The sequence below is a fragment of the Actinomadura sp. KC06 genome (assembly GCF_004348735.1).
Taxonomy (GTDB): Bacteria; Actinomycetota; Actinomycetes; order Streptosporangiales; family Streptosporangiaceae; genus Spirillospora.
The window spans coordinates 23796-40059 of the sequence record NZ_SMKT01000083.1 but is presented as its reverse complement, the minus strand read 5'-3'; the positions used below and the strand labels follow the sequence as shown (position 1 = coordinate 40059).

General features: G+C 70.9%; 14 protein-coding genes. 10 read left to right on the top strand and 4 right to left on the bottom strand.

The features are described from left to right. Positions 1-60 precede the first annotated feature (60 nt). Positions 61-891 (bottom strand): LLM class F420-dependent oxidoreductase, encoded by an 831-nt coding sequence (locus E1287_RS25010; RefSeq protein ID WP_131967494.1) that lies wholly within the window; start codon positions 889-891, stop codon positions 61-63. A 533-nt stretch (positions 892-1424) separates the two neighbouring features. Between E1287_RS25010 and E1287_RS25005 the strand changes: the two genes are divergently transcribed. After that, entirely contained in the window at positions 1425-2846 is a 1422-nt protein-coding gene (locus tag E1287_RS25005; protein WP_131967493.1) for an MFS transporter, read from the top strand. Between the two features lie 35 nt (positions 2847-2881). Here the strand turns inward: E1287_RS25005 and E1287_RS25000 are convergent, their stop codons facing one another. Next, positions 2882-3454, bottom strand: coding sequence for a TetR/AcrR family transcriptional regulator (locus E1287_RS25000; RefSeq protein WP_207934444.1), 573 nt, complete (start codon positions 3452-3454; stop codon positions 2882-2884). A 292-nt stretch (positions 3455-3746) separates the two neighbouring features. Between E1287_RS25000 and E1287_RS24995 the strand changes: the two genes are divergently transcribed. Beyond that, the gene (locus tag E1287_RS24995) at positions 3747-4514 is read left to right on the top strand and encodes an aldo/keto reductase (RefSeq protein WP_131967491.1); all 768 of its coding nucleotides are present in this window, start codon (positions 3747-3749) and stop codon (positions 4512-4514) included. A 9-nt stretch (positions 4515-4523) separates the two neighbouring features. Here the strand turns inward: E1287_RS24995 and E1287_RS24990 are convergent, their stop codons facing one another. After that, positions 4524-5000 carry a MarR family transcriptional regulator gene (locus tag E1287_RS24990; RefSeq protein WP_165969169.1) on the bottom strand — a complete coding sequence of 159 codons (477 nt, stop codon included), beginning with the start codon at positions 4998-5000 and terminating at the stop codon, positions 4524-4526. Positions 5001-5163: 163 nt separating this feature from the next. On the opposite strand from E1287_RS24990, the gene E1287_RS24985 reads away from it, so the two are divergent. The 7 genes from E1287_RS24985 (at position 5164) to E1287_RS24955 (ending at position 11880) form a co-directional block, all read left to right on the top strand. Further along, positions 5164-6225 (top strand): LLM class flavin-dependent oxidoreductase, encoded by a 1062-nt coding sequence (locus E1287_RS24985; protein WP_131967489.1) that lies wholly within the window; start codon positions 5164-5166, stop codon positions 6223-6225. After that, the gene (locus E1287_RS24980; protein ID WP_131967488.1) at positions 6222-6845 is read left to right on the top strand and encodes an NAD(P)H-dependent oxidoreductase; all 624 of its coding nucleotides are present in this window, start codon (positions 6222-6224) and stop codon (positions 6843-6845) included. The genes E1287_RS24985 and E1287_RS24980 overlap by 4 nt, the downstream gene beginning before the upstream one ends. 252 nt (positions 6846-7097) lie before the next feature. Then, on the top strand, positions 7098-8246 hold the full coding sequence (locus tag E1287_RS24975; protein WP_131967487.1) for an alkaline phosphatase PhoX: 1149 nt from the start codon (positions 7098-7100) through the stop codon (positions 8244-8246). Positions 8247-8365: 119 nt separating this feature from the next. Next, on the top strand, positions 8366-9256 hold the full coding sequence (locus E1287_RS24970; RefSeq protein WP_131967486.1) for a haloacid dehalogenase-like hydrolase: 891 nt from the start codon (positions 8366-8368) through the stop codon (positions 9254-9256). A 179-nt stretch (positions 9257-9435) separates the two neighbouring features. After that, positions 9436-10014 carry an NAD(P)H-dependent oxidoreductase gene (locus E1287_RS24965; RefSeq protein WP_131967485.1) on the top strand — a complete coding sequence of 193 codons (579 nt, stop codon included), beginning with the start codon at positions 9436-9438 and terminating at the stop codon, positions 10012-10014. A 22-nt stretch (positions 10015-10036) separates the two neighbouring features. Beyond that, complete coding sequence (locus E1287_RS24960; RefSeq protein ID WP_131967484.1) at positions 10037-11035, top strand: ATP-binding cassette domain-containing protein; 999 nt, start codon at positions 10037-10039, stop codon at positions 11033-11035. Further along, positions 11032-11880 (top strand): ABC transporter permease, encoded by an 849-nt coding sequence (locus E1287_RS24955; RefSeq protein ID WP_131967483.1) that lies wholly within the window; start codon positions 11032-11034, stop codon positions 11878-11880. Before E1287_RS24960 ends, E1287_RS24955 begins: the two co-directional genes overlap by 4 nt. Positions 11881-11904: 24 nt before the next feature. Here the strand turns inward: E1287_RS24955 and E1287_RS24950 are convergent, their stop codons facing one another. Beyond that, the gene (locus tag E1287_RS24950) at positions 11905-15063 is read right to left on the bottom strand and encodes an AAA family ATPase (RefSeq protein WP_131967482.1); all 3159 of its coding nucleotides are present in this window, start codon (positions 15061-15063) and stop codon (positions 11905-11907) included. A 222-nt stretch (positions 15064-15285) separates the two neighbouring features. Between E1287_RS24950 and E1287_RS24945 the strand changes: the two genes are divergently transcribed. Next, complete coding sequence (locus E1287_RS24945; RefSeq protein ID WP_243719420.1) at positions 15286-16260, top strand: hypothetical protein; 975 nt, start codon at positions 15286-15288, stop codon at positions 16258-16260. The last annotated feature ends 4 nt before the right edge of the window (positions 16261-16264 follow it).

The following is a 16264-nucleotide window of genomic DNA, read 5'->3' as shown; positions in this document are numbered from 1 at the left end:
GCCCCGTCCCAACCCCGGACGACCGCCGCAGCCCCCTGACCCCGGAGGCGGCGGGGCGGGCTAGTGCAGGTGGGTGGTGAATGTGGCGAGGGCGTCGAGGGCGTGGAGCGATTCGGGTTCCGGGGTGGTGGGGAGGGCGAGGCCGATTCGTTCCACGCCCGCGTCCGCGAGTTCGGTTACCGCGCGGGGATCGGCGTCGAGGCCGCAGAGCGTGATCGGGACGCCGGGGCGGCCGTGCTCGGCGAACCACTCGGCGACCCGGCGGATCTCGGCCGGCGGGGTCGCGGCGCGCGGCAGCCAGCCGTCGCCGTGCCGGACGACCCGTGCGAGCGCCGCCGGGCTCTCGCCGCCGACGTAGATCGGCGGGTGCGGCCGCCGCACGGGCTTCGGCCAGAGGTGGATCGGGTCGAAGTCCACGTGCTCGCCGTGGAACTCGGCCTCGTCCTCGGTCCAGATCGCCTTGATCGCGGCGAGCTGCTCGTCCAGCAGGGCGCCCCTGGTGCGCGGGTCGGTGCCGTGGTTGCGCATCTCCTCGCGGTTCCAGCCGACGCCGACGCCGAGCAGCGCGCGGCCGCCGGAGAGCACGTCGAGGGTCGCGACCTCCTTGGCCGTGTGGATCGGGTCCCGCTGGGGGAGGAGCGCGACGGCGGTGCCGAGCAGCAGGGTGGACGTCGCCGCCGAGGCCGCGGCGAGCGCCGTGAACGGGGCCAGGGTGCGGTAGTAGGGGCCGGGCAGCTCGGTGCGGCCCTGCCAGAGGGTCTCGCGCTTGACGGGAATGTGCGAGTGCTCGGCGATGAACAGCGAGTCGAAGCCGCGCTCCTCCGCCGCGCGGGCCAATACGTCCGGCCGGACGCTCTCGGCGGTCAATAGCGTGTAGATGCCGAACTTCACGGGGTCACCGGCCTTCTCATCGTCCTGCCCATTTCTCCGGCGGAACCGAGCGCGATTCGCCGGGAGGGAGATCGCTGAATTTCTCGTATCGACATCTGGATCTTAGGAGGACGGCGCCGGAGCGGCAACAGCACAATGGTAATGGATCATGATCCCAAGGGTTGACACGCCCCCTCCCACCTGCAATCGTACTTGTACGCCCGACCGGTCGGTCGGGAGGATGGGGATTGGTCGGCCGCTTCGCCCAGAAGGCGGGCGCGGGCCGCGAGTCCGAAGCGGTGGCCGCACCATCGTGACCGCACCGGACGGCCACATCCGAAGTGACGTGAGCTGACATATGAATCGGCATCTTCAATGACGTCGCGGCCGATTCTCAAGGCGCTGCCCCGGGGGTATCAGCGCGCACCTGAGCCGAGGCGGGAAAATGTCGACCCGGCGGCGGACGACCCTGGGCGATAACACTTTCCACGCGCGGCGAGTGACCGGGAGACCGCCGGCGGGCGGTCCGCCACGTCGTTGAAAGGAAAACGCGGATGGCCTCCGGAACGACACCCGCGAAAGAAGCGCCCAAGAAGGGCACGCTGAGGATCGCCGCCGCGGCGCTGGCGGCGTCGAGCATCGAGAACTACGACTTCTTCATTTACGGGACGGCCGCGGCCCTGGTCTTCCCCGATCTGTTCTTCCCCGGGCACAGCCCGCTCGCCGGGGCCCTGCTGTCCTTCTCGACGTTCGCGGTCGGGTTCGTCGCCCGGCCGCTCGGCGCGGTGATCTTCGGCCATCTCGGCGACGTCCACGGCCGCAAGCGGTCCCTCGTCATGGTGCTCCTGACGATGGGCCTCGGCACCACGCTCATCGGCGTGCTGCCCACCTACGACGCCATCGGACCGGCGGCCCCGCTCCTGCTGGTGCTGCTGCGGCTCGTCCAGGGGATCGCGCTCGGCGGCCAGACCGGCGGGGTGATCCTGCTGGCGCTGGAGAGCGCGCCGTCCGACCGCCGCGGGTTCTTCTCCAGCTTCGCGCTCGCCGGCGGGCCCGCGGGGATCCTGGTCGGCAACCTCGCCTTCCTGATCGCGGACCTGGTCACCACCTCGGAGTCCTTCGACTCCTGGGGCTGGCGGATGCCGTTCCTCGCGAGCGTCGCCCTGCTCGGGCTGACGATCTACATCCAGATGCGGATCGAGGAGACCCAGGCGTTCAAGCGCCTGCAGAACGCCGCGAAGGCCGACACGGTCAAGCGGCCGAAGCCGCCTGTGGGACGCTCGCCCGTCCTGGAGGCGGTGAGCCGCTACCCGAGGAAGATCGTGCTCATCGGCGGCGCCTACGTCGGCATCAACGTCACCTACTACCTGTTCATGACGTTCGCCGTCGCCTACGGGACCAACGAGGACATCCTCGACATGCCGAAGAGCAGGATCCTGCTGGGCGTGCTGCTCGGCGCAGGAGTCCAGCTCGTCATGCTCCCCGTCGCGGGTGCGCTGTCGGACCGCATCGGCCGCAAGACGATGCTGACGGCCGGTTCGCTGATGCTCGGGGTGTGGGCGTTCGCCTTCTGGCCGCTGCTCAACACCGAGTCGCCCATCGTCATCGCGTTCGCGTTCATCGTCGGCCTGGGGCTGCTGCACACGACGATGTACGCGCCGCAGGGCGCCTTCTTCGCCGAGACGTTCCCGACCGCGACCCGCTACTCGGCGATGTCGCTGAGCATCCAGGTGGCCTCGGTGGTCGGCGGCGCATTGGCCCCGCTCATCGCCACGTCCCTCTACGCCTGGACGGGTTCATGGGTCGCGATCGCCGCCTACATGGCGGGCGTGTGCCTCATCACCGTCGTCTCGGTGCTCCTGCTGCCCGAGACCTACCGGAACGACATCGAGGAGCCGGTGACGCCTGGCCAGGACGAGCTGGGCACGGGCACCGGCCCTGGTCCGGACGAGGCGGGCACGGTCAGCACCGCCTGACCACCCGCCGGTCTGAGGCCCTGGCGACCCCGCCGTCAGGGCCTCAGGCCGCGGTAGGCGTAGTCCCAGAACGCGTCGGCGATCTCGTCGTGCGTGAGTTCCCCGTCCGGGCGGTACCACTGGTACGCCCAGTTGCTCATGCCGAATATCGCGAGGCTGAACAATTTGGCGTCGACCTTCCGGAAGGTTCCGGCGGCGATGCCGTCGCGGACGACGTCCTGCACCATCGCCTCGTACCGGGCGCGCTTCTCGGTGGCGACGGCGAGATCGGCGTCCGGAAGCTCGCGGTGGTTCTCGAAAAAGACCCGGCACTGGCCGCGCCTGGTCGCGATGTTCTGCAGAAAGTCATGGATCACGCCGCGCAGCAGTTCGGCCGGCTCCAATCCCTGCTCGACCCGCGCGCCGTGCGACTCGATGAGGCCGTCGATCAGCTCCTCGTGCATGTACCACAGCAGTTCCGACTTACTGCGGAAGTAGTGATACAGAGTGGGCTTTCCGATTCCGACCGCGGCGGCGATGTCGTCCATGGAGGCGCGGGCGTACCCCAATTTCTCGAAGAGGTCGGCGGCGACCCGGATGATCTCCGCGCGCCGTTCGTCCTTCGACATCTGCCGGCGCCTCGACCGCCGCGCCGACTCAGCTTCCGACATCCGCGTTCACTCCGCATCATTGGAAAACTTCAAGGGGCGAGCCGACCATGGGAGCCGGAGCGGATCTCCCGCCCGATCGCTGGATCACGAAGTATACCAGGATGTTCATAATTGACTTGCCGGACCGTCCGCCGGCCGCGGAGCCCGTCCAAGCCAATAGTGGAGTCGCGCTGATCGGTCTCCGGCAAGAGAAGAATAAAATGCTGCCCCGCCCGTTCCGCCGGCGGGCGTTGGGGGCAGAATGCAGTGCATGACTCAGACTGTGAATCTGCCTGGTGGGACCGCGCTGCCGTTGATCGGGTTCGGGACGTGGGAACTGCGCCGCGGGACGGCGTACGAGTCCGTGCGCGCGGCACTGGAGATCGGTTACCGGCATCTCGACACCGCGACGCTGTACAAGAACGAGGCGGACGTCGGCAGGGCCGTGAAGGACAGCGGCGTCGACCGGGAGCAGGTCTTCGTCACCACGAAGCTGCACCCGCAGGACGCGCGGCATGCCCGTCGCGCCTTGGAGACGAGCCTTCGCGAGCTCGGCACCGATTACGTGGACCTCTGGCTGGTCCATTGGCCGACTGGCTCGGAACAGCTCGTCCCGACGTGGCGGGAACTCTTGGCCGCCAAGAGTGCGGGGCTCGCTCGCAATGTCGGGGTCAGCAACTACAGCACGGCGCAGATCGACCAGCTGACCAAGGCCACCGGGGAGCAGCCGGCCGTTAATCAGATTTCGTGGAGCCCGGCCCGGCACGATCCGGCCCGGCTGGAGGAGCACCGCCGCCGCGGGATCATCGTCGAGGGCTACAGCGGCCTGAAGAACACCGATCTGAGTGACCCGGTCCTCACCGAGATCGCACGGCGGCACGGGGTCACTCCCGCCCAGGTCGTCCTCCGCTGGCATCTGGAACACGACATCGTGATCCTCCCCAGGTCGTCGCGCCGGGAGCGCATCGCGTCCAACTTCGACCTGGAGGGCTTCGAGCTCACCGGGGAAGACGTCGCCGCGATCGACGCGCTCGCCTAGGGACGATTTCTAGGGCGAGGACGTCTTTCCGGTTTCGCGAGCTGAGTCGTCGGGGTCGAGGAGGGCCCAGGTCTCGGCGAGGGCGCGCAGACGCTCGTCGTCCAGCCGGTCGAAGAAGAGTTCGCGCAGGTCGGCGTGGTGCCGGCGGCGGGCCCGGCGGATCAGGGCCCGGCCGTCGGCGGTCAAGGTCGCGTCGAGGCCGCGGCCGTCGATGGCCGACCGCCGCCGCTCGATCAGCCCCCGGCTCTGGAGGCGGTCGGCGAGGCGAGTGAACCCGCCGCTGGACATCAGGCGGCGCTGGGCGAGCTCGGTCATGCGCATGCCCTGCGGGCCGGCCTCGTAGAGCAGGGACAGCACGCTGTACTCGGCCATGCTCACGTTCAGCGGGGCGAGCCCCGCCTCCAGCGCGCGCCAGAGCCGTTCGTGCGTGTACAGGAACCCTCCCCAAGCCTCCTGCTCAAGGTCCCGCAGACGGTCGGTGGCCATGGCGGCACGGTATCCGGACGGCGCCCTCCGCGGCCAACCCGGAATATTTGTCTGCGCACGCAAGTTGTTCGCGTCGTGCCGGCCGGGACCGCTCCGGACCCGCCGGCCGCCGGGCAACACGGCGCGGCCCGAGCGCCGAGCCGCCGACGAGAGAGGACCTGACATGGCATTCGAGATCGGCATCATGACGTTCGGCGAGATCACGGAGGATCCCGTCACGGGCGCCGTCCCATCGCCGCGGCAGCGCGTCCGCGAGACGATCGAGCAGGCGAGGGTCGCCGACGAGGTCGGGCTGGACGTGTTCGGCGTCGGCGAGCACCATCGCTCCGACTTCGTCGGGTCGGCGCCGTCCATCCTGCTGGCGGCCGCGGCCGAGGCGACCGAGCGCATCCGGCTGACCAGCGCGGTCACCGTGCTCAGCTCGGAGGACCCGGTCCGCGTCTGGGAGCAGTTCGCGACCATCGACCTGCTGTCGGCCGGCCGGGCGGAGATCATCGCCGGACGCGGCTCCTACACCGAGTCGTTCCCGCTCTTCGGCCACGACCTCAAGGACTACGCCGACCTGTTCAGGGAGAAGCTCGACCTGCTGCTCAAGATCCGCGAGCGGAACCCGCTCACCTGGCGGGGACGTTTCCGGGCGCCGCTGGCGGACGCCGACATCGCGCCCCGCGCCGATGGCGCCACGCTGCCCATCTGGGTCGGCGTCGGCGGCTCGACGGCGTCCGCCATCAGCACCGGACGGCTCGGCCTGCCCATGGCGCTCGCCCTGCTGCTGGGGCCGCTGACCTTCCACGAGCAGACCGTCGACCTCTACCGGGAGTCCGCCGCGCAGGCCGGGCATGACGCGGGCGCACTGCCCATCAGCATCAACACGCACGGCTACGTCGGACGCACCAGCCAGCAGGCGAGAGACGTCATGTTCCCGTACTTCGCGAAAGGCATGGCGGACAACAACCATCAGCGGGGCAAAGGGCTCCTTCTGCCCCGGGCCGCGTTCGACGCGCAGTCGTCCCGGAGGGCGGGTCTGCTGGTGGGGAGCTCGCAGGAGGTCATCGACAAGCTGCTCGCCTATCACGAGTTGTACGGGCTGAACCGCGCCATCATCCAGATGGGTTTCGGCGGGATGCCGCAGAAAGAGCACCTTGAGGCGATCGAACGGCTCGGCACCGAGGTGGCGCCGGTCGTGCGCCGCGAGACCGCCACGCGTTCGGGGAGGGCGGCATGACCGTCATCGAGGCAGGGGCAGAGACGGCCGCCGCGGCCGGGGGAGGCGCGGTCTTGCGGGTCGTGGTCGTCAACGGCAGCCCGAGCCGTCCGTCCAAGACCATGGGGCTCGTGGACGTCGTCCTCGACACGCTGCGGGACTTGCTCCCCATCGAGACGTCCCGGATCGACGTGTACGCCTTGGGACCGGGGTTCACCGGCGCGATCGAGCGCGACGGCGTCACACCCGAGGTCGAGGCCGCGCTCCGGCTCGCCGAGGAGGCCGATCTCCTGATCGCGGCGGCGCCGGTGTTCCGCGGTTCCTATCCCGGCATGTTCAAGCACTTCTTCGATCTCGTCGAGCAGTACGCGCTGGCCGACAAGCCCGTCCTGCTCGCCGCGACGGGCGGGGGCGACCACCACGCGCTCGTCCTGGAGCACGCCATGCGGCCCCTCTTCGCCTTCTTCCAGGCGCTGACCGTGCCCGTCGCGATCTTCGCGAACTCGGGGGACTTCGACGGCGCGACGCTGCTCAACCCGCGCGTCTACGGACGCGTCCAGACGGCCCTCACCGATGTGGCGGACCTCCTCCGGGCCCGTGCGACCGGCGCCGGCCCGCGCATACCGGCACCATTCAAATAATTGATCGAGCCGCTCGATGAGCGGGATGTCCAGAAATCGAGGTCGCGGCGGCCTCGATTTCGGGACCATTTCGATGAGGCCGATGATCGGCGACGAAGACTAATTGCCCGAACAATGTCCGGGTGGAAATTGGCCATTTTCATGCTGGCCGGTGTTCACCCTGAACGGGCGTGGATTTTGCCATGTCTCCTTACCTTCGGTGATGTCGCGGCAACGGATCGTCTCACCCCCAGTCGTCAGGAGACATCTCGGATGAAACGTCGTACCTTCCTGCGCACGTCGGTCATCGGGACGGGAGCCGTCGCGTTCTCCGGAACCCTCTGGCAGAACGCCGCCCTCGCCGCCCCCGCCCAGCTCGGCCCCGGCCCGTACGGGGCCCTGCAGGCCGCCGACGCCAACGGCATCCAGCTGCCGCCCGGGTTCACCAGCCGGATCGTCGCCCGGTCCGGCCAGACGGTGCCCGGCACGACCTACACCTGGCACAGCGCGCCCGACGGCGGAGCCGTCTTCGCCGACGGCACCGGCTGGATCTACGTGTCCAACTCCGAGGTGTCGGGCTCGGGCGGCGCCTCCGCGCTCCGCTTCAACTCCAGCGGCACCGTCACCTCGGCGTACCGGATCCTGTCGGGCACCAACCGCAACTGCGCGGGCGGCGCCACGCCGTGGAACACCTGGCTGTCGTGCGAAGAGGTCAGCACCGGCTACGTGTGGGAGTGCGACCCGTGGGGCGCCCCGGCCACCCGCCGCGACGCGATGGGGCGCTGGAACCACGAGGCCGCCGCGGCCGACCCGGTCCGCAAGGTCATCTACCTCACCGAGGACGCGGGCGACGGCGGCTTCTACCGCTTCATCCCGACCACGTGGGGCAACCTGTCCTCGGGAACGTTGCAGGTCCTCACGGGCGGGTCCGGGACGTCCGGCTCGTTCTCCTGGGCGAACGTCCCCGACCCCGACGGCTCGCCGACCCCGACCCGCGACCAGGTCTCCGGCATGAAGGTCTTCAACGGGGGAGAGGGCTGCCACTACGCGGGCGACACCGTCTGGATCACCACCAAGGGCGACAACCGGGTGTGGCAGTTCAACCTGCTCAACAACACCTACGAGCTCGCCTACGACGACAGCCTCGTCAACCCGGGCCCGGCCCCGCTCACCGGCGTCGACAACATCACCGGCTCCACCGCCGGTGACCTGTACGTCGCCGAGGACGGCGGCAACATGGAGATCTGCCTGATCACCCCCGACGACAAGATCTCGGTGTTCCTGCGGATCAACGGGCAGAGCTCGTCGGAGATCGCCGGCCCGGCGTTCACGCCCGCCGGGAACCGGCTGTACTTCTCGTCCCAGCGCGGCACCTCCGGGTCCGGCATCACCTACGAGGTCACCGGCCCGTTCCGCACCTGACGTCCGACCCCGCCGGCCCGCGCCAGGCCGGCCGCACCGGCGTCCAGCGCCTGCCCCAGGCGCTGGACGCCCCCGCCCCCCGAAGCTCCCCACCGGCGGGAATTCGGCAGTATGGGGTCATGCGCCGAATTCTGGATCTGGACAGCCGGGAACTCGCCGCGTTGCGCGGGCGCGAGCTGACCGCCTCGGTCGCCGCGAGCGAAGGACGCGCGGTGGTCGCCGAGCTGTGGTCGCATACCGCGATGCTCGCCGGGGCGCACGGGACCGGCGGCGTCAGCAACATCGAGCTGGTGGCCGCGTTCGGCGCCGATATCGTCATTCTCAACCTGGTGGAGAAGGCGTTCGACGGCCGCCGGTGGCGGCTGCCGGTCCTCGGCGAGTTCGATTCGCTGGCCGAGCTCGCCGACCATGTCGGGCGTCCCATCGGCGTCAATCTCGAACCCGGTGACGTGCCCGCAGGACGTCAAGCCACCGTGGAGAATGCCCGCCTCCTCGTCGACCAAGGCGCCGCCCTTTTGTGCGTGACGGCCAATCCCGCCACGGGGGCCGATCTGGCCGACATGGCCGATTCCAGCCGGGAGCTGAGGCAGGCCCTGGGCGAGGACGTGGCGATCTGGTCCGGGAAAATGCACATGGCCGGACGCACCGAGCCAATGAACGCGTCCGGCATGCGCGCCATAGCCGAGGCCGGTGCGGACGGCGTGCTGGTGCCGCTTCCCGGCACGGTCCCAGGCGTGACCAGCGCGATCGCGGCCGAAGCGGTAAGGGAGATTCACGCCGCCGGAGCGATCGCGATGGGCACCATCGGCACCAGCCAAGAAGGCTCCCACCGCAATCTGGTCCCGCAACTGGCGCTGAACGCCAAGGAGATCGGGGTGGACGCCCACCACATCGGCGACGCCTACGTCGCCGGCGCGATGGACCCCGAATTCCTCTACGACTACTCCGTCGCCATTCGCGGCCGCCGCCACACCTGGCACCGCATGGCCCGCAACGTCCGCCGCCGCTGACGCGCCGCCGGAGCACGCGCCGGAGGACGCCGGAGCCGATCCCGTCACGTGCCGCCGGTCAGCCTCTTTCTCGCGTTATCGCGTGAATGTCATAGTCGGATGCTAGATCGGGTCTAGCGGGGGACGCGCGGGTTCTGGCGCCTTCCGGGTGAACGCCCAAGACCTAAGGGAGGCATCCGATGATCCATGATGCGGCGCCGCTGCGTGTGGCGGTCATCGTCGGGAGCACCCGCGAGGGACGGGTGGGCGACCGGATCGGCTGCTGGTTCGCGGAGCGGGCACGGCAGCGCGACGATCTCGACGTGGCCGTCATCGACCTGCTGGACGTGCGGTTCCCGGACCGGTACCCGAAGGCGGCCACCCCGGGGATTGCCGAGTTCACCGCCCGGGTCGGCGGGGCGGACGCCTTCGTGGTGATCACCCCGGAGTACAACCGCAGCTTCCCGGCCGCGCTGAAGGAGGCGATCGACTACGCCTACGACGAGTGGCAGGCCAAACCCGTCGGCTTCGTGTCGTACGGGATGGGCTCCACCGGGCTGTACGCGGTGGAGCAGCTCCGCACCGTCTTCACGGGCCTGCACAGCGTGACCATGCCCTGCCGGGTGAGCTTCGACCTGCTGGACGGGAGCGTCGACGACCGCGGCTGGCCGTGCGCGGCGGAGCTGCCGGCGCAGAGCGTCAAGTCGATGCTCGACCAGCTCACCTGGTGGGGCCTGGCGCTGCGGGACGCTCGCGCGGCGCGCCCCTACGTCTCCTGACCCACATACGGAAGGACAGATCATGACTCAGCAAGATTTGGCGATCGAAACCGAAGGGCTGGTCAAGACCTTCGGGAAGACACGGGCCCTGGACGGCCTCGACCTCCAGGTGCCCACCGGCACGGTGTACGGGGTGCTCGGCCCGAACGGCGCGGGGAAGACCACGGCCGTGCGCGTGCTGGCCACCCTGCTGCGGCCGGACGGCGGGCAGGCCCGGGTGTTCGGCCACGACGTCAAGAAGGAGGCCGACGCCGTCCGCGGCAAAGTGAGCCTGACCGGGCAGTACGCGTCGGTGGACGAGGACCTCACCGGCACCGAGAACCTGATCCTCCTCGGCCGGCTGCTGGGCCACCGCAAGCCGTCGGCCCGGGACCGGGCGGCGCAGCTGCTGGAGGCCTTCGGGCTGACGGACGCCGCCGACAAGCAGGTCAAGAACTACTCGGGCGGGATGCGGCGGCGCATCGACATCGCGGCCAGCATCCTGAACACCCCCGACCTGCTGTTCCTCGACGAGCCCACCACCGGCCTCGACCCGCGCAGCCGCAACCAGGTCTGGGAGATCATCCGCCTGGTGGTGGCGCACGGCACCACGGTGCTGCTGACCACGCAGTACCTCGACGAGGCCGACCAGCTCGCCGCCCGGATCGCGGTCGTCGACCACGGCAAGGTGATAGCCGAGGGGACGCCGGGCGAGTTGAAGGCGTCGATCGGCGCGGGCGCGGTGCACGTGCGGCTGCGGGACGCGGCGCAGCGCCCGCAGGCGGAGGAGGTGCTGGCACGGGAGCTCGGCGCGTCCGTCCAGCTGGAGGCCGACCCGGTGGCGCTCACCGCCCGGATCTCCGGCGACGAGACCAAGCTCGGCGCGGCCGAGCAGGCGTCCCGCGCGCTGTCCGAGCTGTCCCACGCCGGGATCACCGTGGACGACTTCTCCCTCGGCCAGCCCAGCCTGGACGAGGTGTTCCTGACCCTGACGGGTCACCACGCAGACGACGAGGCCAAGGAAGGGGAGGTGGCGGCATGAGCACGACGACCCACGAGACGAGCGCCGCGCAGTACGTCCCGTCGGCGGAGACCCTGAGCACCGTGCTGGCACGGGGCGACCGCCCGGCGAGACCGAGCGCCCTGTCGGCGTCGATCACCTTCGGCTGGCGGGCGATGCTGAAGATCAAGCACGTGCCCGAGCAGCTGTTCGACGTCACCATCTTCCCGGTGATGATGGTGCTGATGTTCACCTACCTGTTCGGCGGGGCGCTGGCGGGCTCGACCAAGGAGTACCTGCAGTTCCTGCTGCCGGGGATCATGGTGATGAGCGTCGTGATGACCACCATGTACACCGGCATCGCGATCAACATCGACATCGAGAAGGGCGTGTTCGACCGGTTCCGCAGCCTGCCGATCTGGCGGCCGTCCCCGATGGTCGGCTACCTGCTCGGCGACATGTTCCGGTACACGATGGCGTCGATCGTGATCCTCGTGCTCGGCCTGATCCTGGGCTTCCGCCCGGACGGCGGCCCGCTCGGGGTGATCGCCGGGATCGCGGTGCTGGTGGCCTTCTCGTTCGCCTTCTCCTGGGTCTGGACGATGGTCGGCCTGCTGATGCGCGGGGAGAAGGCGGTGATGTCGGTCAGCATGTTCGTGCTGTTCCCGCTGACCTTCCTCAGCAACGTCTTCGTCAATCCGAACACCATGCCCGGCTGGCTGCAGGCGTTCGTCGACGTCAACCCGGTGACGCGGGTGGTGGACGCCGTCCGCGGCCTGATGGCCGGCGACCCCGGCGGCGGCGAGCTGACCTGGGTGCTGATCTCGGGGATCGTGCTCATCGCGGTCTTCGGGACGATCACGATGCGGCTCTACAACCGCAAGTAGGAAAGCAGTGGGATCGCCTGGCGCTCACCGGTGCCAGGCGATCTCGCGTTCCGGCCGGTAGGAGCAGGAAGAGCCGGTGGAGACCGCGTCCCGCAGATGGGCGGCGAGCTCGGGATGGCGCTGGTCGAGCTTGCGCAGCGTGTCCTTGATGCGGGCGGTGACGGTCTTGCGGGCCCGTTCGGCCTGGTCGCCCAGGCGGCGGGTGCGTCCGGCCAGGCCGGCGGCGGCGCGCAGCTCGTCCAGCAGCGCGGCCCGTTCCCGGTCGTACTCGGCGGCCCGCCGGTCGTCCCCGAGGGACGCGGCCTGGTCGATCTCCTCGTCCAGGACGGCCAGGCGGCGCTTGTAGCGTGCCTTGGCCTCCTCGTCCAGGACAGCGTCGCCGCCCATCCGCCCGGCCGCGACCGCGACCTCGCCGCCCTCCGGGCTCAGCAGCCGCACGGCGGGCACGTCCACGCCCGGACGCTCCAGCAGCGTGTGCAGGTCGTGCAGGCCCTTGCCGTCGGGCATGTGGACGGTGCGTCCGGCGAAGGCGAGCGTCCAGACCTGCCCGTCGAAGCGGAACACGTTCCCCGGCTCCGCCGGGGCGGCGGGCTCGGGCCGCAGGTCCTGGACGCGCCGGGACACGTGCCGCATCCCGATCTCGGCGGCGACCCGGCCCGCCTCGTCCAGCAGCCCGGCCGCGGCCTCCGCGTCGCCCGGCCCGCCGCGGCCCAGCAGCGCCTCGGCCAGCAGCGACCTGGCCTCGGCCGACCACGGGCGCGACTGGAGCAGGTCGGCGGACCGGTGGGCGTCGGTGAAGCCCGCGACCGCGTCGTCCCAGCGCTCCTCGGCCAGGTCGACCAGCGCCGACCAGTGGCTCATCGGCCCGCCGATGTCGCAGCCGCACATCGACACCGCCCACAGCCCCGCGTAGGGCGCGAGGTCCGCACGCGCCTTCGCGCAGAGCACGGGGTCCCGCAAGGCGGCGGCCACCTGCGCCTGAAGCCGCAGCCACATCGGCATGATGCTCGGCGGATACGGCTCGGCGACACCCTCGTACCGCTGGACGTGCGCGAGCGCCGCCTGCACGTCGCCGCGCTGGACGGCCGTGAGCGCTTCGAGCAGCCGCGCGAATGGGTGAGCGACGTCGTTCAGGGCGCGGTGCAGCTCGTCCGAATCGTCGAACCGGCCCTCCAGCAGCCGCAGCGCCCACCGCAGATGCTTGAACATGATCGTCCACTCGCTCGGGGGCCGGGTGCCGAAGGCGTCCGCCTGGTCGAGCAGCTCGTCGGCGGCGCCGAACCGGCCGAGGAAGCCGGAGATGACGCTCTGGTCGACGATCGACGCGAGGCTGAACCGCGGCCGGCCGTTGCGCTCCGCCATCGCGACGAAGGCGTGGTACTGGTCGAGGAAGCGCGGGTCGCCCTGCTCCAGCAGCGCCACCCAGCGCAGCGACCCGGCGAAGTACTCCATCATCTGGTCGCCGGTCCGGCGCCCGACCTCGGTCATCTCCCTGGTGAGCGCCTCGCGCTCGACGGCGGAGCCGGGCCCCCAGATCAGGGCGTGCCGGGCCCACAGGCTGAACGACAGCTCGTCGTCGTCCCCGGCCCGCTGGGCCGCCTCGCCCAGATGGACGGCCAGCTCCTTCGCGAGATGATCGGTCGACTCCGGGTCCGCCAGCGGCCCGTCGGCGGGCGCCCCGCCCGTGCGGACCAGCAGGTCGCGCGCCTCGTGGAGAAGGTCCACCCCGAGCGTCGCCCGCTCGGCCTCCTCGTCGTAGATGTAGAGGCCGAGCGCCACCCGGGCGAGCATGTCGGGACTGCCGCACGCGCGGACGGCCGCGATGGTGTCGTCGAAGATCCGCCGGCTGCCGTCGCGGTCGCCCAGGGACCGCAGCTGGTTGGCCAGGTCCAGCGCCACCCGCAGGCCCGCGGTCGAGTCCTGGCCGGCGCGCTCCAGCGCCCGGCGGTAGTGCCCGGCGGCCTCCTCGAACGCCAGCCGGTCGCCGGCGTCGCGGGCCGCGGCCTCCAGGAGCTCCACCGCACGCGCGGGCTCCAGCTCGCCGCCGGACAGGTGCGCGTGCCGGGCCAGCTCCGTCACCAGCATCTTGTCGCGCAGCGCCGGAGCCGCGTCGACGGCCTTGACGACCGCCGCGTGCCGCCGCCGCGCCGCGTCCTCGTCGAGCGACTCGTACAGCGTCTCGCGGACGAGGTCGTGCGCGAACGCGAACCGTCCGCCGCCGAGCGAGGTCATCAGCCGGGCCGAGGACGCCTGGTCGAGCAGCCGGTCGACGCTGGCCACCGGCGCCGCCGCGCAGGCCGCGAGCACCTGCCGGTGGAACTCGCGTCCGAGCACCGCCGCGTCGGTGAGCAGCCGGGCCACCGCCGCGGGCAGCAGCGAGAGCCGCCGCCGCAGCGCCTCCCGGACGCCGGGCGCGATCGCCGTGACCGAGCCGCCGCTGCGCCACAGCCTGGCCGTCTGCTCCACGAAGAACGGATTGCCGCCCGTCCGCCGGTGCACCTCGTCGACCAGGGCGCCGTCGGGTTCGCGTCCGGCCGTCCGGGCCATCAGCGCGCCCGTCGCGTCCCGGTCGAGGCCGGTCAGCGTCACGGTGGTCGCCTTCGCCACCAGCGTCAGCATCCGCTCCCGCAGCGGATGCTCGGCCCATTCGACCTCGACGTCCCGGTACGTTCCGACGAGCAGCAGCCGCTCGAACCAGGTGTGCTGCGCGGCGAACTCCAGCAGCTTGAGGGACGCCGGGTCCGCCCAGTGCAGGTCGTCGAGGACGACCACCACCGGGCGGCACTGCGACACCGACACCAGCGCGGTCGTCACCGCGTCGAACAGCTGGAACCCTTCGGCGGGGTCGCCGGCCCCGGACTCGCCCAGCAGAACCGACAGCCCGCCGGCCGTCGCGTGCTCCACCTCCGCCCACTCCTCCGGGGCGGCGGCGCGGCGCATCGACCGGATCACCTGGACCCAGGGCCAGTAGCCGGGGGCGCTGCCGGAGTCCCAGCACGATCCGCTGAGCACGAGCGCGCCCTGCCGCCTGGCCTCCTCCACGGCCTCCGTCACGAGCGTGGTCTTGCCGATCCCGGCCTCACCCGCGATCAGGACCAGCCCGCCGTGGCTCTCGGCGGCCCGGCCGATCTCGGCACGCAGGACACCGGCGGGATGGTCCCTCCCGATCAGCACTGGCGTCATTTTGGGCGGTCGGCTTTCGTGGACGGCACTTGCCATAAAAAGTATCCGGTCGCACCGTCCGCCCGCCATCGCCGCCGGTGCCGTGGTCGCCGCCGGCGCCGCCTAGGTGCCGCCGCCCGCTTGGAGCGCAATCCGCGAGATGTGCGGCGGTACGCGGAATGTCACGCTCGCCGGGACGGAGCCGTTGCGGCTCCGGCCGCAGCCACGGCCGAGGAGTTCCTGGTGACGCAGATCGTTCGGAGTCCGGAGCGTGCGGAGCCCGCGCGCACGTCGTTGTTCGCCGGCGGAGACGTCCCGCGCCGCCGGTGGCTGGTCATCGCGGTCGGCGCGCTGATCGGGTTCGCCCTCACCGTGATCTGGTCGGCGGAGTTCGTCGACCGGACGATCGGCCACACCGTGGTCGGCACGCTCCTGGAGGAGGACGCCGGGACCCAGATCTCGGGCATCGGAGCAGGCATCGCGTTCGCCTTCGTGTCCGGGCTGGCGGGCACGTTCACCGCCTGCAACGCGGCGGCGTTCGGCGCGCTGGCACCGCTGGTCGGGCGGCGCGGCGCCGCGGGCGGCCCGGTGGGCGCGGGCGGCCGGGTGCGCGCGATGGTCAGGCCGCTCGCCTGGCTCGCCGCCGGAATGTTCGCCGTCTCCGCCGCCTACGGGGTGGTCGTCGCCCTGGTCGGCACGAGCATGCCCCAGTTCCAGACGTCCGGCCCCGGCACCTGGTCGCCGCGGCTGGTGCAGGCGATGATCGTGTACGGGATCATCGGCGCGCTCATGCTCTGGCAGGGCCTGGCCGCGCTGAACCTGGCCCCCGACCCGCTCGCCCGGCTCGCCGCCCGCCATCCGAACGCGCCGATGCTGCTGATGGGCGCCGTGATCGGCGCGTTCCTCATCGGACGCCCGTTCGCGCTGTTCCGGCAGATGTTCCGCGACGCCGCCGAGTCCGGCAACGTGCTGTACGGGGCCGCCGCCTTCAGCCTGCAGTCGCTCGGCAACATCGCGGTCATGGCGCTGCTCTTCCTCGCGGTGGCCCTGCTTGGCGGGCGGCGCCTGCAGGGATGGCTCGCCGCGCGCCCCAGCCGCGCGACCGCCATCGTCGCGGGCGCGTTCCTCATCGCCGGCGTCTTCCTGATCATGTACTGGGACGTCCGAATCCTGGCCCGCAGAGACGTCATCTGGTACCCCATGGCCCCCTGGGCCTGAACCG

What these genes read in the sequence shown, in the direction of transcription:
- E1287_RS25005 (WP_131967493.1), top strand. Translation starts at nt 1,425, where the DNA reads ATGGCCTCCGGAACGACACCCGCGAAAGAAGCGCCCAAGAAGGGCACG.
- E1287_RS25000 (WP_207934444.1), bottom strand. Translation starts at nt 3,454, where the DNA reads ATGTCGAAGGACGAACGGCGCGCGGAGATCATCCGGGTCGCCGCCGAC.
- E1287_RS24995 (WP_131967491.1), top strand. Translation starts at nt 3,747, where the DNA reads ATGACTCAGACTGTGAATCTGCCTGGTGGGACCGCGCTGCCGTTGATC.
- E1287_RS24990 (WP_165969169.1), bottom strand. Translation starts at nt 5,000, where the DNA reads ATGGCCACCGACCGTCTGCGGGACCTTGAGCAGGAGGCTTGGGGAGGG.
- E1287_RS24985 (WP_131967489.1), top strand. Translation starts at nt 5,164, where the DNA reads ATGGCATTCGAGATCGGCATCATGACGTTCGGCGAGATCACGGAGGAT.
- E1287_RS24980 (WP_131967488.1), top strand. Translation starts at nt 6,222, where the DNA reads ATGACCGTCATCGAGGCAGGGGCAGAGACGGCCGCCGCGGCCGGGGGA.
- E1287_RS24975 (WP_131967487.1), top strand. Translation starts at nt 7,098, where the DNA reads ATGAAACGTCGTACCTTCCTGCGCACGTCGGTCATCGGGACGGGAGCC.
- E1287_RS24970 (WP_131967486.1), top strand. Translation starts at nt 8,366, where the DNA reads ATGCGCCGAATTCTGGATCTGGACAGCCGGGAACTCGCCGCGTTGCGC.
- E1287_RS24965 (WP_131967485.1), top strand. Translation starts at nt 9,436, where the DNA reads ATGATCCATGATGCGGCGCCGCTGCGTGTGGCGGTCATCGTCGGGAGC.
- E1287_RS24960 (WP_131967484.1), top strand. Translation starts at nt 10,037, where the DNA reads ATGACTCAGCAAGATTTGGCGATCGAAACCGAAGGGCTGGTCAAGACC.
- E1287_RS24955 (WP_131967483.1), top strand. Translation starts at nt 11,032, where the DNA reads ATGAGCACGACGACCCACGAGACGAGCGCCGCGCAGTACGTCCCGTCG.
- E1287_RS24950 (WP_131967482.1), bottom strand. Translation starts at nt 15,063, where the DNA reads ATGACGCCAGTGCTGATCGGGAGGGACCATCCCGCCGGTGTCCTGCGT.